Genomic DNA, 14,357 nt, shown 5'->3' with positions numbered 1-14,357 from the left:
ATGCCCGCGCGCCGGCGCATAGCGGCCTTGCGCATCTTGATTTCGTGGGTCCGCCTGCACATCAATGCGGCCTGAGCCAACCGCAACGGACCCGACCGCCCCATGCGCATCCTGGTCGTGCAGAACAGCCGCACCGCGCCCGCCGGCCTCGTCGGCGAAGCCCTGGCCGGCCTCGGCGCCAGCCTCGTCACCGTCGCCGCGAACGAGGGGGATACGCTGCCCGCCGCGCCGCAGGGCTACGATGGCCTCGTCGTGCTGGGCGGGCCGCAGGACGCCTGGGACGACGCGCAGGGGCCGCATTTCCCACAGGTGATGGCGCTGATCCGCGATTTCCACGCCGAGGACCGGCCGGTGCTGGGCATCTGCCTCGGCGCCCAGCTCGCGGCGCGCGCCTTCGGCGCCCGTGTCCACCGCCACGACCGGGCGGAACTGGGCGTCGCCGCCGTGGACCTGACCGACGCCGGCCGGGACGACCCGCTGCTCGCCGGGCTGGGGGAGCGGCTGCACATGGTGCAGTGGCACTACGACACCTTCCAGTTCCCCGACGGCGCCGTCCCGCTCGCCCGCAACGAGGCCTGCGAGCGGCAGGCCTTCCGCCTGGGCGACTCGCTCTACGCCTTCCAGTTCCACCCGGAGGCGACCGCCCCCATCGTCCGCGGCTGGGCCTCCCGCTTCGGCGAGGAAGCGCGCGAACGCAACCGCGCGGTGCTCGACGGCCTGGACGAGGCGCTGGACCGGCACCTGCCGGCGGCGGAGACGGTTGCTAGGACGATTTCCAAGCGCTGGCTGGATTTGGTGCGGGAGCGGGCGGTTCAGGCGGTGTGATGGATTGAGGGGAGGTGCGGGCGCTGGGCCCCCCTCCCAACCTCCCCCCACTTCGCTCTCGCACAAGCGAAGCTTGCGCTGACGCGTCAGGCGGACCCTTTGGGTCCGCCGAGAGCGGGGGGAGGGGCTTGGCGTCGGAGCGGCGGAGTTCCCTCCCCCGTCGAACATGGGGGAGGGTTAGGGTGGGGGCCCAACGCGACGAGCTAAAGGACGAGCGTCACCCCTCGCCCCCACGCAACTCCGCCAGCAGTTCCGGCGTGTCCACGTCGTAGAGGATGCCGCCCTCGTCCACCGGGACCTCGACCACTTGGTCGGCGTGGCGGGCGAGCAGGCTCTTGGCGCCGGCGTCGCCGGTCAGCTTCATCATCTCCGCGAAGAAGCCGCGGTCCCACAGGACCGGGTTGCCGCGCTTGCCCTGGACGGTCGGAATGCAGACCGTGCGGCCCTCCGTCGGGTTGTAGGCGGCGACCAGCCGGTCGATGACCGTTGGGGACACGCGCGGCATGTCGCCCAGGCACACCACCACCCCGTCCACGTCGCCGGGAAGGGCGGCCAGCCCGGCCTTCAGCGATGCGCTGAGCCCGTCCGCATAATCCGGGTTGTGCACCAGCGTCAGCGGCCGGCCGACCAGCGCCGCAGACACGGCGTCGGCCTGATGCCCGGTCACCACCACCACCGGCTTCGCCTGCGAGGCCAGCACCGCCTCCACCGTCCGCGCGACCAGCGGCTGTCCGCCGACCTCGGCCAGCAGCTTGTTGCTGCCGCCCATGCGGCTCGACCGGCCGGCGGCCAGCACCAGCGCGGCGATGCGCGGAGCGCGCGGCGGCTCCACCGCCGCGGCGGTGCCGGCGCGGGGCAGGGGGCGGGAGGGTATCTCGGCGAGCAGGCCGCCCACCCCCATGCGCATCACGTCGCGCCGCTCCACCGGGATGCCCGCGGCGATGCGCTGGAGCACCCAGTCGAAGCCGTTCAGCTTCGGCGAGCGGGCGCAGCCGGGAAGCCCAAGCACGGCCGTTTCGCCGATGCGTGCGAGCAGCAGCAGGTTGCCCGGATCGACCGGCATGCCGAAATGGTCGATCACGCCGCCGGCCCGCTCGATCCCGGCGGGCAGCACGTCGCGCCGGTCGGTGATGGCGGAGGCCCCGGCGACCAGCAGCAGATCCACCCGGCCCGCCGCCGCGATGGCGTCGGCCAGCGCCGCCTCCCCATGATAGCAGCGGAAATCGCGGACCAGCCGGGCGTTCAGCGCCTCAAGCCGCTCCCGCGTCACCGCCACGGTCTTGTCGAGCACGCTGTCCTTCATGCCCGGCAGGCGCGTCTGGATCAGGGCGGCTGTCAGCGGGCGGAAGGGGGCCACGCGCAGCGCGGGCTGGCCGGCCGACGCCTCCACCTCCGCCCCCTCCACCGCGGCGCGGGGGGCGGCGAAGGGGATGATCTTCACGGTGGCGACCATCTGCCCGGCCTCCACCGCCGCGTGGGGGGGCAGGGTGGCGACGGTGACGCTCTCGTCGATCTGGTTCAGCGCGTCGATGCGCTCCGCGTCCAGCAGGAGCAGGCCGGCGGCCTCCGCGAACAGGTTGACGCGGCCGGTGAAGGCGGCGCCCACCGTCACGCCCTGGCCCTTCAGCGCCGCGGCGATGCGGGCCGCGGCGGCGTCCTCCCCTACATCGTCGGGGCCGGGCCGGGCGGCGGTCACGCTGGTGAGGCCGGCGTCGCGGAGTGCGGCGACGTCCTCCGCGCTGAGGATGCGGCCCTTCTTGAAGGAAACGGCGCCGCGGCGGACGGAATGAGCCAGGATGGCGCCTTCCGCCTCCCGCAGCGGCAGCGGGCCGAAGAACATCGAAACTCTCCCTTACACCTTACGCCGTGCGGTTCTTGCGGCGCACGGCGGTGATCTGCGCCATCACGGAAATCGCGATCTCGGCCGGCGTGACCGCGCCGATGTCGAGCCCGACGGGCGCGTGCAGCCGGGCCAGCTCGTCCGCGGTCAGGCCTTCCTGCGTCAGCCGCTCCATCCGCTTGGCGTGGGTGCGCTTGCTGCCCAGCGAGCCGACGTAGAAGGCGGGGGAGCGCAGCGCGGCCATCAGCGCCGGATCGTCCAGCTTCGGGTCGTGGGTCAGCGTCACCACGGCGGTACGCGTGTCGATTTTCAGCTCGGCCAGCGCCTCATCCGGCCAGGCATCGACCAGGGCGACGCCGGGGAAACGCTCCGCGGTCGCGAAGGAGCCGCGCGGGTCGATGACCGTGACGGCGTAGCCGGTCAACGCGGCGATGGGCGCCAGCGGCTGGGCGATGTGCACCGCGCCGACGATCAGCAGCCGCAGCGGCGGGTTGTGGGCGTGGACGAACAGGCGCGGGCTGTCCTCGTCGTCCAGATCGCCGATCAGGCCGGAGCGGTCCTGGCGCAGGCGTTCCCGCACCTCGGCCAGCTGTTCGTCCTCCAGCCCGAAGGAACCGTGGATCGCGTCCTCGAAGACCAGCGTCTGGAGCCCGCTGGTCAGGTCGGTGACCAGGGCGACGGGGGTGTTGGCGTCCTTGGCGGCCAGCAGCCGGCCGAGCAGGTCGGTCTTCATTCCACCGCCTCGACGTAGACCTGCACCTTGCCGCCGCAGGCAAGCCCGACTTCCCAGGCCAACTCGTTGCTGACGCCGAAGGACATCAGGCGCGGTTCCCCGTCGGCCATGGCCTTGCGCGCCTCGTCCACCACGGCGCCCTCGATGCAGCCGCCGGACACGGAGCCGATCATGGATCCGCTGTCGTCCACGGCCATCTGGCTGCCCACCGGGCGGGGCGAGGAGCCCCAGGTGGACACCACCGTCGCGATGGCCACCTTGCGCCCGTCCGCGCGCCAGCTCGCGGCCTGCTGGAGAATGTCGTCCGTCATGTGGCCTCCTTCACGCGGCGCCTATCGTTTGGCCTGATCCGGCTTGGCCTGATCGAGCCATTTGCGCAGCCCATGCGCCCGGCGGGGTCCCTCGCGGTTCAGCGCGTCGGCCAGCCCGGCCAGGCTGTTCAGGTTGTGGACCGGGCGGAAGTCGTCGACGTGCGGCAACAGGGCCCGGATACCGCTTGATCTTGGTGCGAAACCTTCCCAGCGCAACAGGGGGTTCAGCCAGACCAGGCGGCGGCAGCTCTTGTGCAGCCGTTCGGCCTCCGCCGCAAGCCCTTCCCCCGCATCCCTGTCCAGCCCGTCGGTGATGAGCAGCACGACGGCGCCCTGGCCCAGCACGCGGCGCGCCCAGGTGCGGTTGAAGGCGTGCAGCGCCGTGCCGATGCGCGTGCCGCCCGACCAGTCCTCCACCGCGGCGGAGATGGCGTCCAGCGCCACGTCCACGTCCTTGTGCCGCAGGTGGCGGGTGATGTTGGTCAGGCGGGTCCCGAAGACGAAGCTGTGGACCCGGTCGCGGTCGTTGCTGACCGCGTGCATGAAATGCAGCAGCATCCGCGAATAGCGGGTCATGGAGCCGGAGATGTCGCACAGCACGACCAGCGGCGGCGGCCGGGTGCGCCGCTTGCGCCGCGCGAGATCCCCCAGGTCCCCGCCGGAGCGCAGCATGCGGCGCAGCGTGGCGCGCGGGTCGATGCGCTCCCCACGCGGGTCGGTGCGGAAACGCCGCGTCGCCGCCTCCGCCACCGGCAGGGCGATGCGGGCGAGCATCTGCTTGGCGTCCGCCATCTCCGCGGCGGACATCTTCTCGAAGTCCTTCTCCTGCAACCGTTCCTGGGCGGAGACGGTGAAGGCGGCGTCCACCTCGATCTCCGTCTTCTCCGGCCCTTCGGCCTCTGGTGCTGTGCCGCGCAGCGCGTCGGCGACGCGGCGGGACATGGCGTTGCGGTCCTCATGCGCCTCCGTGCGGACGGTGGGCAGCATCAGCCCCATCATCCGCTTCAGGATGTCCGGGTTGCGCCAGAAGACGTGGAACGCCTGGTCGAACACCTCCCGCTGGTCGCGCCGGTTGACGAAGACCGCGTGCAGCGCCCAGTAGAAGTCCGCCCGGCTGCCGACCCCGACCGCCTCCACCGCCTCCACGGCCTGGAGCAGCTTCCCCGGCCCGACCGGCAGCCCCGCGGCGCGCAAGGCGCGCGCGAAGTGCATGAGGTTGATGGCGAGCCCGCCTTCCATTCTAGCGTGCCGTGGTCGCGGCGAGTTCCGTCTTCACCTGGGCCAGGATGCGCGCGGCCTCGCTGCCCTGGATGCGGGCGATGTCGTCCTGGTACTTCAGCAGCGTGCCCAGCGTGTCGTTGATCACTGCCGGTTCCAGCTCCAGCTGGTTCAACTCGACCAGAGCCTGCGCCCAGTCCAGCGTCTCCGCAACGCCCGGCGCCTTGTACAGGTCCATGCCGCGCAAGCTCTGCACGAAGCCGACCACCTGCGCCGACAGCCGCGCGTCGGCCTGCGGCGCCTTCACCGCCAGGATGGCGCGCTCCCGCTCCGCGGTCGGGTAATCGACCCAGTGGTAGAAGCAGCGGCGCTTCAGCGCGTCGTGGATCTCGCGCGTGCGGTTGGAGGTCAGGATGACGATGGGCGGCTCCGGCGCGCGGATGGTGCCGAACTCCGGGATCGAGACCTGGAAGTCGGACAGCACCTCCAGCAGGTAGGCCTCGAACGGCTCGTCGGTGCGGTCCAGCTCGTCGATCAGCAGGACGGGCGCGCCGGCAAGGTCGGGCTCCAGAGCCTGGAGCAGGGGGCGCTTGATGAGGAACCGTTCGGAGAAGATGTCCGCGCCCAGCGTGTCCCGGTCGCGGTCGCCCGACGCCTCGGCCAGCCGGATTTCCATCATCTGCCGGGCGTAGTTCCACTCATAGACCGCCGCGGCGACGTCCAGTCCCTCGTAGCATTGCAGCCGCAGCAGCCGGCGCCCCAACGTGGCGGACAGCACCTTGGCGATCTCGGTCTTGCCGACGCCGGCCTCGCCCTCCAGGAACAGCGGGCGCCGCAGCTTCAGCGCAAGGTAGAGCGCCGTCGCCAGCGACCGGTCGGCGACGTAGTTCCCGCGCTGAAGCGTCTCCAGCGTGGCATCGACGGAGGTGGGGAGGGTGTTGGGCATGGAACTCACGTGCGGCGGTCTTCAACCCCTCGCCCAGCCCCGCTGGGAGAGGGAGGGACCCACGGCGCAGCCGTGGGAGGGTGAGGGCTTGGTTTCTCGGGACGACCTTGCCCTCACCCTAACCCTCTCCCGCCGGGGGCGGGAGAGGGGATTTTGGCGTTCGTTACCCGCAGGCCACCACCGCCCGCTTCGCCATCACCGTCACCAAGTGCGCGCGGTATTCCGCGCTGGCGTGGATGTCGGCGTTCAGGCCGTCGGCGGCGACCTTGATCCCGTTCAGGGCGTCGGGGCTGATGTTGCCGGCCAGCGCCGTTTCCATGTCCGTCGCGCGGAACACCGACGGGCCGGCGCCGGTCACCGCGACGCGCACCTCGCTCCCGAACCGGGCGACGAACACGCCGACGATGGCGTAGCGGCTGGCCGGATTGCGGAACTTGGCGTAGGCGGCCTTGTCCGGCTTCTGAAAGGTGACCGACGTGACGATCTCGCCCGGCTCCAGCGCCGTTTCGAACATGCCGGTGAAGAAGTCGTCGCCCGCGATCTCCCGCCGGTCGGTCTTCACCGTGGCCTTCAGCGCCACCACGGCCGAGGGGTAGTCGGCCGACGGGTCGGCGTTGCAGATGGACCCGCCGAGCGTGCCCATGTTGCGCACCTGCCGGTCGCCGATGCCCTCCGCCAGGTCGGCCAGCGACGGGATGACGCGGCGGACGAGGTCGGAGTGGGCGACCTCCGCGTGTCGGGTGAAGGCGCCGATCATCAGGCCGCCGCCCTCCTCCCGGATGCCCTTCAGCTCCGCGATCTGGCCGAGGTCGATCAGGTCCGACGGGCGGGCGAGCCGCTGCTTCAGCGTCGGCAGCAGGGTCTGCCCGCCGCCGAGCAGCTTCGCCTCCTCCGACCTGCCGAGCATCGCGGCGGCGTCGGCGAGGGACGTGGGACGGTGATAGGTGAACTCGTACATCCGTTCTTCTCCTTCTCCGACGGCCTCACTCGGCCGCTTGCGCGTGGCTGTGCCGCTGGATGACCTGCCAGACCCGCTCCGGCGTGGCGGGCATGTCCATGTGGGTGACGCCCAGGTCGGACAGGGCGTGCACCACCGCGTTCATGACGGCGGCCGAGGCGCCGATGGTCCCGGCCTCGCCGCAGCCCTTCACGCCCAGCGGGTTGTGGGTGCAGGGCTGGTCCTCGTGGTACTGCACGGCGAAGGACGGCACGTCGTCCGCCCGCGGCATGCAATAGTCCATGTAGGAGCCGGTGATGAGCTGCCCCGATTCCTCGTCGTAGACGCAGTTCTCGTAGAGCGCCTGCCCGATGCCCTGGACGAGGCCGCCGTGCACCTGCCCCTCGACGATCAGCGGGTTGATGACGCGGCCGAAATCGTCCACGGCGGCGAAGTTCACCACCTCCACGACGCCGGTCTCCGGGTCGATCTCCACCTCGCAGACGTGGCAGCCGTTGGGGTAGGTGAAGTTCTTCGGGTCGTAGAAGGCCTGCTCGTCCAGCCCCGGCTCCAGCTCGTCCAGTGGAAAGTTGTGCGGGACGTAGGCCTGGAGCGCGATGTCGCCGATGCTCAGCGCCTTGTCGGTGCCGGCGACGACGAAGCGGCCGTCCTTTACCTCGATGTCGGTCTCCGCCGCTTCCAGCATGTGGGCGGCGATCTTCTTGGCCTTGCGCTCCACCTTGTCCATCGCCTTCACGATGGCCGACCCGCCGACCGCGAGGGACCGCGATCCGTAGGTGCCCATGCCGAAGGGGATCTTGCTTGTGTCGCCGTGCACGATCTCCACATTCTCGATCGGCACGCCGAAGCGCTCGGCCACCAGCTGCGCGAAGGTCGTCTCGTGCCCCTGCCCGTGGCTGTGCGAGCCGGTGAAGACGGTGACCGATCCCGTGGGGTGGAAGCGCACCTCCGCCGATTCATACAGGCCCGCCCGCGCGCCGAGCGCGCCGGCGACGTTGCTGGGGGCGATGCCGCAGGCCTCGATGTAGGTGGCGAAGCCGATGCCGCGCAGCTTGCCTTTCCGGGCGGATTCCGCCTTGCGCGCCGCGAAGCCGGCGTAGTCGACCATGGGCAGCGCGATGTCCAGGTTCTTGGCGAAGTCGCCGGTGTCGTACTGCAAGGCGACCGGCGTCTGGTAGGGCATGGCGCTGGCCGGGACGAAGTTGCGCCGCCGGATCTCCGCCTTGTCGATGCCGGTCTCAGCCGCTGCGACCTCCACCAGCCGCTCGATCAGGTAGCAGGCCTCCGGCCGGCCGGCGCCGCGATAGGCGTCGACGGGGGCGGTGTTGGTGAAGACGGCCTTCACCTCCGCGTAGATTGCCGGGGTCTTGTATTGGCCGGCCAGCAGCGTGGCGTAGAGGTAGGTCGGGATCGACGGCGCGAAGGTGGACAGATAGGCGCCCATGTTCGCGATGGTGGCGACGCGCAGCGCCAGGAAGTTGCCGTCCTGGTCCAGCGCCAGCTCCGCGTGGCTGACATGGTCGCGGCCGTGCGCGTCGGTCAGGAAACTTTCGGACCGCTCCGCCGTCCACTTCACCGGCCGGCCGACCTTTTTCGCCGCCCAGGTGACCACGGCCTCCTCGCCGTAATGGAAGATCTTCGAGCCGAATCCGCCGCCGACGTCCGGCGCCACGACGCGCAGCTTGTGCTCCGGGATGCCCAGCACGAAGGCGCCCATCAGCAGGCGGATGACGTGCGGGTTCTGGCTGGTGGTGGTCAGCGTGTGCTCGCCGGTGGCCCGGTCGTACTCGCCCAGCGCCGCCCGCGGCTCCATGGCGTTGGGGATGAGGCGCTGGTTGACGAGGTCGAGCTTCGCCACGTGCGCCGCCTGCGCGAAGGCCGCGTCCACCGCCGCCGCGTCGCCCAAGTGCCAGTCGAAGCATAGATTGCCGGTCACGTCGTCGTGCACCTGCGGGGCCGCGCCGTCCAGCGCCTTCACCGAGGTGACCGCCGCCGGCAGTTCCTCATAGTCGACCATGACCAGTTCGGCCGCGTCCTTGGCCTGCTCGCGCGTCTCGGCGATGACCACGGCGACCGCGTCGCCGACATAGCGCGCGCGGTCGCGGGCGATGGGGAAGTGCGGCGGCTCCTTCATGGGGGAGCCGTCCTTGGAGTGGATCTGCCAGCCGCAGGGCAGGCTGCCGACCTTGTCGGCCTCCATGTCGGCGCCGGTCAGCACGGCGACGACGCCCGGGGCCTTCGTGGCCTCGCCGGCGTCGATGCCGCGGATGCGGGCGTGGGCGTAGGGGGAGCGGACGAAGACCGCGTGGGTCTGGTTGGGTCGGCTGATGTCGTCGGTGTAGGTGCCGCGCCCGGTCAGAAAGCGCGCATCCTCGCGCCGGCGCACGGACGCGCCGATGCCGTTGGGGTTCGCCATCTCTCAATTCCTCCCGTTATTGCCGGACTGTCATTCCGGAACTGGGGCCACCGCGATTGTTCTTCTTATTCCGCGGCCGCCTTCACCGACCCGCCCTGCATGGCCTCGGCCCCTGCCAGCACCGCCTTGACGATGTTGTGGTAGCCGGTGCAGCGGCAGATGTTCCCCTCCAGCCCTTCGCGGACGTCCTGCTCCGTCGGGGTGGGGTTGTCCTTCACCAGATCGATCGCGCTCATCACCATGCCCGGCGTGCAGAAGCCGCATTGCAGGCCGTGATGCTCGCGGAAGGCCGCCTGCATCGGGTGCAGCGTGCCGTCGGCGGCAGCCAGCCCTTCGATGGTGGTGATGCTGGCGCCGTTGGCCTGGGCCGCCAGGATGGTGCAGGACTTGACCGACCGGCCGTCCACATGCACGACGCAGGCGCCGCACTGGCTGGTGTCGCACCCGACGTGGGTGCCGGTCATGCCCAGATGGTCGCGCAGGAACGTGACCAGAAGGGTCCGCTCCTCGACCTCGCGCGAGACCGCCTTGCCGTTGACGGTCATGGATACGGTGCACGGCATACGTTGCCCTCCCTGCTTATGTCTGTCGGCCCGTTAGGTCGTGGCTAGCATAAGGATAGAGGGCCAGAACCCGTCCGGGTCAAGGCGCCGTTTCGTCCTTCGCCGAAAGGAGTGGACTCCGGAACGGCCAACGGCCCGTGCGCGGGGCACGGGCCGTCCGGACCGAAGGCGGCTGGGAGAGCCGTCGTTAGACGGTCTGCAGCAGGAGACCTTCCATCAGCGGGTACTCGCGCTCCTTCGTGGCGACGACGATGCTGTCGACCACGTAGAAGGACTGGCCCAGCTTGTTCTCGGTGTGGACCTTGTAGGTGACGACGCCGCGCGGCGCATAGATCTTCGCCGTCACGCCGTTCTGCTGGAAGATGGTGAACAGGTCGCGGGCGAAGTTGCGCACGATCGAGTTGTCCTGGGCCTGCACGCCCACGGAACAGGCGATCAGGTAGATCTTCTCGAAGGACTGGGCCGAGAAGCCCTTGGCGACCAGGTCGGCGTAGAACTGCTTCGCCGACTTGTCGGCGAAGGTGTTGTCATTGCCGTGCGAGTTGACGACCAGGTTCTTGCCGCGGTTCTGGTTGGTCGTCGCCAGGTCGGTGCCACTCAGCATGTTGAGGGCGCGCGCGTCCGCGGGTTCGTTGAAAATGGTCTTCAGGGCCTTCAGCTTGGCGCCGCGCTCATCCGCCTTGTCGCCATCCATGCCGACATACACGAGCATTGTGGTTTTCCTTATGAATTTGGTGTGGAGCAAGTGCCGGTGATGGCCGCGCGTCCATCGGACGGGCCGCCTCCAGCCGAGCACCATCATAAGGATGATTGCGTTTTGATAATACACCTTATAATTGCAATGCGTCTCATCCCGCTTGCGCTGGTTGCTCGGGAAAGGCGGCACGCGGCAGGCACCCTGCGGTTCCTACGGACTGGCGCGCCCCACCGCATCAGGTTAGTGTTACGAACAATCTCGCGCTGAACTGAGCGCTCAATAAACAATCGGGTGGGAGGTCATAAAATGAAGCGATTCCTGGTCACGCTCGGGGCAGCGCTTGGTGTTTGCGTCGCCGTCGCCATGCCGGCCAAGGCGGAGCAGTACATCACCGTGCTGACCGGCGGCACCAGCGGCGTCTACTACCCGCTGGGCGTGGCGCTCTCCAGCATCTACGGCAAGGCGATTCCGGGGGCGAAGGTCACCGTGCAGGCGACCAAGGCGTCGGTGGAGAACCTGAACCTGCTGCAGGCCGGCCGGGGAGAAATCGCCTTCACGCTGGGCGACTCGCTGGGCCAGGCCTGGAAGGGCGACGAGGAGGCCGGCTTCAAGTCCAAGCTGGACAAGCTGCGCACCATCGCCGCGATCTACCCCAACTACATCCAGATCGTGGCGAGCAAGGAATCCGGCGTTAAGACGCTGGCCGACCTAAAGGGCAAGCGCATTTCCGTCGGCGCGCCGAAGTCGGGGACGGAGCTGAACGCCCGCGCCATCTTCGGCGCCGCTGGCCTGACCTACAAGGATTTCGCCAAGACCGAGTATCTGCCCTTCGCCGAATCGGTCGACCTGATCAAGAACCGGCAGCTGGACGCGACGCTGATCTCCGCTGGGCTGGGCGTGGCGGCGATCAAGGACCTCGCCACCTCGCAGGACATCACCATCGTGTCGGTGCCGGCGGACGTGATCCAGAAGGTGGGCGACGCCGCCTACATCGCGGAGACGATCCCGGCCAACTCCTACGCCGGCCAGGCGGAGGCGGTGCCGACCGCGGCGGTGCGCAACCTGCTGGTCACCCATTCCGGCGTGTCGGACGACGCCGCCTACGCCATGACCAAGTCGCTGTTCGAGAACATGGACGCGCTGGCCGCCGCCCACGTCGCCGCCAAGCAGATCAAGCTCGACGCCACGACGCTGCAGTCGCCGGTTCCGCTGCACCCCGGGGCCGCCAAGTTCTACAAGGAAAAGGGCCTGATGTGAGCGACGGGCGAGGGCCTGCCATGACTGCTCCCACGACCACCCCCATGACCGCTGCCGAGCGCGACGCGGACGCGCAGATGATCCGCCAGGCCATCGACCGCGAGAATCCCTCCACGGCGATGGCGTTCGAGGGGGCAGCCGGCAAGGCGGTCTTCGTCATCGCCGTGCTGTTCTCGGTCTTCCAGATCTGGACGGCCGCCTTCAACCCGCTGTCCAGCCTGGTGGTGCGGTCGATCCACGTCGGCTTCCTGCTGCTGATGGCCTTCGCGCTGTTCGGCTTCCGCGAGGAGGAGCGGCGGACCGTGCCCTGGTACGACTGGCTGTTCGGCGTCGCCGGCTTCGCCTTCGGCCTCTACCATTGGTGGTTCGAGGCCGACCTGATCCAGCGTTCCGGCGACCCCAACACCGTCGACCTGATCGTCGGCGCGCTGGAGGTGGCGCTGGTGTTCGAGGCGGCGCGGCGCATCATGGGGCTGACGCTGCCGATCATGTGCGCGGTCTTCGTCCCCTACGCGCTGTTCGGCCGCTGGCTGCCCTTCGGGCTGGGGCACCGCGGCTACGACATCGACCAGGTGATCGATAACCTGTTCCTGTCGACGGAGGGCATCTACGGCACGCCGACCTTCGTGTCCTCCACCTACATCTTCCTGTTCATCCTGCTGGGCGCCTTCCTGGAGCGCGCCGGCATGGTGCAGCTGTTCAACGACGTGTCGCTCGGCCTCGTCGGGCGGGCGAAGGGCGGGCCGGCCAAGGTGGCCGTGGTCTCCTCCGGCTTCATGGGGATGATCAACGGGTCCGGCATCGCCAACGTGCTGACCACCGGCCAGTTCACCATCCCGCTGATGATGCGCTTCGGCTACCGCCCGGCCTTCGCCGGTGCCGTCGAGGCGACGGCCAGCATGGGCGGGCAGCTGATGCCGCCGGTGATGGGGGCCGCCGCCTTCATCATGGCGGAGACGATCGGCGTCCCATACAGCGACATCGCCATCGCCGCGATCATCCCGGCCATCCTCTATTTCGGCAGCGCCTTCTGGATGGTGCATCTGGAGGCGGGGATGCGTGGCCTGCGCGGCCTGCCGGAGTCCGAATGCCCCAGCGTCGTGAAGGCGCTGAAGGAGGGCTGGTACCTCGTGCTGCCGCTGGCCGCACTCGTCTACCTGCTGTTCGCCGGCTTCACGCCGCTGTTCGCCGGGGTGATCGGGCTGGCGGCGACGGCCGGCATGATCCTCGGCACGCAGTTGGTCCTGCGCATCGGGCCGATGGTGCTGCGCGTGGTCTTCTGGGTCGCGCTGGGCCTCGTCGCGGCCGGCCTGTGGAGCGCCGGCCTGCGGACGGAGCATATGGCGGCCCTGCTGGTCGGCGGGTTGGCGCTCGCCTGCCTGACCTTCCGCGACGGGCGGCTGTCGGCCGGGCTGCTGGTGAAGGCGCTGGCCGATGGGGCCAAGAACGCGGTCGGCGTCGGCGTCGCCTGCGCGCTGGTCGGCGTGATGATCGGCATGCTTCAGCTGACCGGCCTCGCTTCCAGCTTCGCGACGCTGGTGGTGGACTTCTCCCAGGGCAACATCTTCCTGGCGCTGGTGCTGACCATGGTCGCCAGCATCGTGCTGGGCACCGGCCTGCCGACCACGGCGACCTACATCGTCATGGCGGCCATCACCGCGCCGGCCCTGAAGCTGATGGGCGTGCCGCTGATCGTCTCGCACATGTTCGTCTTCTACTTCGGCGTGATGGCCGACCTGACGCCGCCGGTGGCGCTGGCGGCGCTGGCGGCCTCGTCCATCTGCCGGGCCGACCATATGGAGATCGGCTGGATCGCCACCAAGATCGCGCTCGCCGGCTTCGTGGTGCCCTTCATGTGGGTCTACGACCCGGCGCTGATGCTCCAGTCCGACAGCGTCGTCGCTATCGCCTACGTGGTGGTGAAGGCGTGCTTGGCCATCGGCCTGTGGGGCGGGGCGGCCATCGGCTACTTCTGGGCGCCCTTGACCTGGCCGGAGCGGATTCTCGCCGCCGCGATCGCGTTGCTGTTCGTCCTGTCCATATCCTGGACGGACGAGGTGGCCTTCGTGCTGACCGGCCTGTTCCTGCTGTGGCAGCGCCACCGCGCGCGGTCGGCCCCGGTGATCACGCGCCCGGCGTCGTGAGCGCGTCGCTCTGTATCGCGGTCCTCGGCGGGGCGGTCCTGGCCGCCCTGCCGGGGCCGTCCTTCACCCTGTCCTGGACCCACTCCATCGAGAAGACGGAGTGGCGGGAGTCCTGGACCATCAGCGGCGACCGCCTTCGCTTGGCGGAGGCTCGCGTCAAGGGCACCGGCGCCGGCATGGAGCCGCCGCCGGACGCCCGCCTTGTCGGGGGTTGGTTCGTCTGGACGCCCCGTCTGGACCCACAGGAGCGGATCGTCCTCGCCGCCTCCACTTTCACCGCCGACCACACCCTGTGCGCCGGGGACGACTGCCGGCCGCTGCACGGCTGGATCAAAGGGGCGACCGGCGGGGCCACCCCCGGCCCCCTGGAATTACGGGTATGCCCGTAGCCGTTCCGGCTTGGCTTCAGCTGTCGTGCGACGCATACTCCGCCCCCTCAACGACAGCCG

Annotated in this window: 13 protein-coding genes; 4 read left to right on the top strand and 9 right to left on the bottom strand. The window is 69.7% G+C overall.

Annotated features, from left to right (window positions below; genetic code table 11):
• Window positions 1-102: 102 nt before the first annotated feature.
• Window positions 103-825 (top strand): type 1 glutamine amidotransferase, encoded by a 723-nt coding sequence (locus M2351_RS41885; RefSeq protein ID WP_264661868.1) that lies wholly within the window; start codon window positions 103-105, stop codon window positions 823-825.
• Between the two features lie 217 nt (window positions 826-1,042).
• On the opposite strand, the gene M2351_RS41880 is transcribed toward M2351_RS41885, so the two are convergent.
• From M2351_RS41880 to M2351_RS41840, 9 genes are all read right to left on the bottom strand, one after another.
• Window positions 1,043-2,665, bottom strand: coding sequence for a molybdopterin-binding/glycosyltransferase family 2 protein (locus M2351_RS41880; protein ID WP_264661867.1), 1,623 nt, complete (start codon window positions 2,663-2,665; stop codon window positions 1,043-1,045).
• A gap of 19 nt (window positions 2,666-2,684) precedes the next feature.
• A complete protein-coding gene (locus tag M2351_RS41875; RefSeq protein ID WP_264661866.1) occupies window positions 2,685-3,398 on the bottom strand; it encodes an XdhC family protein in 714 nt (237 codons plus the stop codon).
• Window positions 3,395-3,709: an XdhC family protein gene (locus M2351_RS41870; RefSeq protein ID WP_209768795.1), complete on the bottom strand. Its 315-nt coding sequence runs from the start codon at window positions 3,707-3,709 to the stop codon at window positions 3,395-3,397. Before M2351_RS41870 ends, M2351_RS41875 begins: the two co-directional genes overlap by 4 nt.
• Before the next feature lie 21 nt (window positions 3,710-3,730).
• Window positions 3,731-4,948 carry a vWA domain-containing protein gene (locus M2351_RS41865; RefSeq protein ID WP_264661865.1) on the bottom strand — a complete coding sequence of 406 codons (1,218 nt, stop codon included), beginning with the start codon at window positions 4,946-4,948 and terminating at the stop codon, window positions 3,731-3,733.
• 1 nt (window position 4,949) lies between these two features.
• Window positions 4,950-5,873, bottom strand: coding sequence for an AAA family ATPase (locus M2351_RS41860; protein WP_264661864.1), 924 nt, complete (start codon window positions 5,871-5,873; stop codon window positions 4,950-4,952).
• A 163-nt stretch (window positions 5,874-6,036) separates the two neighbouring features.
• The gene (locus M2351_RS41855; RefSeq protein ID WP_264661863.1) at window positions 6,037-6,831 is read right to left on the bottom strand and encodes an FAD binding domain-containing protein; all 795 of its coding nucleotides are present in this window, start codon (window positions 6,829-6,831) and stop codon (window positions 6,037-6,039) included.
• Between the two features lie 25 nt (window positions 6,832-6,856).
• A complete protein-coding gene (locus M2351_RS41850; protein WP_264661862.1) occupies window positions 6,857-9,247 on the bottom strand; it encodes a xanthine dehydrogenase family protein molybdopterin-binding subunit in 2,391 nt (796 codons plus the stop codon).
• Window positions 9,248-9,312: 65 nt separating this feature from the next.
• On the bottom strand, window positions 9,313-9,810 hold the full coding sequence (locus M2351_RS41845; protein ID WP_264661861.1) for a (2Fe-2S)-binding protein: 498 nt from the start codon (window positions 9,808-9,810) through the stop codon (window positions 9,313-9,315).
• A 187-nt stretch (window positions 9,811-9,997) separates the two neighbouring features.
• Window positions 9,998-10,522, bottom strand: coding sequence for a hypothetical protein (locus M2351_RS41840; RefSeq protein WP_264661860.1), 525 nt, complete (start codon window positions 10,520-10,522; stop codon window positions 9,998-10,000).
• Window positions 10,523-10,813: 291 nt separating this feature from the next.
• Here M2351_RS41840 and M2351_RS41835 point away from each other — a divergent pair, with 291 nt between their 5' ends.
• From M2351_RS41835 to M2351_RS41825, 3 genes are read left to right on the top strand one after another with little or no spacing between them, the layout of a single operon-like run.
• Window positions 10,814-11,764, top strand: a complete 951-nt coding sequence (locus M2351_RS41835) for a TAXI family TRAP transporter solute-binding subunit (RefSeq protein ID WP_264661859.1) — start codon at window positions 10,814-10,816, stop codon at window positions 11,762-11,764.
• 20 nt (window positions 11,765-11,784) lie between these two features.
• Window positions 11,785-13,908 carry a TRAP transporter permease gene (locus M2351_RS41830; protein WP_264661858.1) on the top strand — a complete coding sequence of 708 codons (2,124 nt, stop codon included), beginning with the start codon at window positions 11,785-11,787 and terminating at the stop codon, window positions 13,906-13,908.
• The gene (locus M2351_RS41825; RefSeq protein ID WP_264661857.1) at window positions 13,905-14,297 is read left to right on the top strand and encodes a DUF1850 domain-containing protein; all 393 of its coding nucleotides are present in this window, start codon (window positions 13,905-13,907) and stop codon (window positions 14,295-14,297) included. Before M2351_RS41830 ends, M2351_RS41825 begins: the two co-directional genes overlap by 4 nt.
• The last annotated feature ends 60 nt before the right edge of the window (window positions 14,298-14,357 follow it).

The organism is Azospirillum canadense (genome assembly GCF_025961225.1).
Lineage (GTDB): Bacteria > Pseudomonadota > Alphaproteobacteria > Azospirillales > Azospirillaceae > Azospirillum > Azospirillum canadense.
The sequence above is the reverse complement of the archived record's forward strand: the minus strand, read 5'-3'. Positions and strand labels throughout refer to the sequence as shown.

Excerpts from the sequence above, each read along its gene's own strand:
- M2351_RS41860 (WP_264661864.1), bottom strand. The coding sequence starts at position 5,873 with ATGCCCAACACCCTCCCCACCTCCGTCGATGCCACGCTGGAGACGCTT.
- M2351_RS41875 (WP_264661866.1), bottom strand. The coding sequence starts at position 3,398 with ATGAAGACCGACCTGCTCGGCCGGCTGCTGGCCGCCAAGGACGCCAAC.
- M2351_RS41835 (WP_264661859.1), top strand. The coding sequence starts at position 10,814 with ATGAAGCGATTCCTGGTCACGCTCGGGGCAGCGCTTGGTGTTTGCGTC.
- M2351_RS41845 (WP_264661861.1), bottom strand. The coding sequence starts at position 9,810 with ATGCCGTGCACCGTATCCATGACCGTCAACGGCAAGGCGGTCTCGCGC.
- M2351_RS41870 (WP_209768795.1), bottom strand. The coding sequence starts at position 3,709 with ATGACGGACGACATTCTCCAGCAGGCCGCGAGCTGGCGCGCGGACGGG.
- M2351_RS41865 (WP_264661865.1), bottom strand. The coding sequence starts at position 4,948 with ATGGAAGGCGGGCTCGCCATCAACCTCATGCACTTCGCGCGCGCCTTG.
- M2351_RS41885 (WP_264661868.1), top strand. The coding sequence starts at position 103 with ATGCGCATCCTGGTCGTGCAGAACAGCCGCACCGCGCCCGCCGGCCTC.
- M2351_RS41855 (WP_264661863.1), bottom strand. The coding sequence starts at position 6,831 with ATGTACGAGTTCACCTATCACCGTCCCACGTCCCTCGCCGACGCCGCC.
- M2351_RS41850 (WP_264661862.1), bottom strand. The coding sequence starts at position 9,247 with ATGGCGAACCCCAACGGCATCGGCGCGTCCGTGCGCCGGCGCGAGGAT.
- M2351_RS41830 (WP_264661858.1), top strand. The coding sequence starts at position 11,785 with ATGACTGCTCCCACGACCACCCCCATGACCGCTGCCGAGCGCGACGCG.
- M2351_RS41880 (WP_264661867.1), bottom strand. The coding sequence starts at position 2,665 with ATGTTCTTCGGCCCGCTGCCGCTGCGGGAGGCGGAAGGCGCCATCCTG.
- M2351_RS41840 (WP_264661860.1), bottom strand. The coding sequence starts at position 10,522 with ATGCTCGTGTATGTCGGCATGGATGGCGACAAGGCGGATGAGCGCGGC.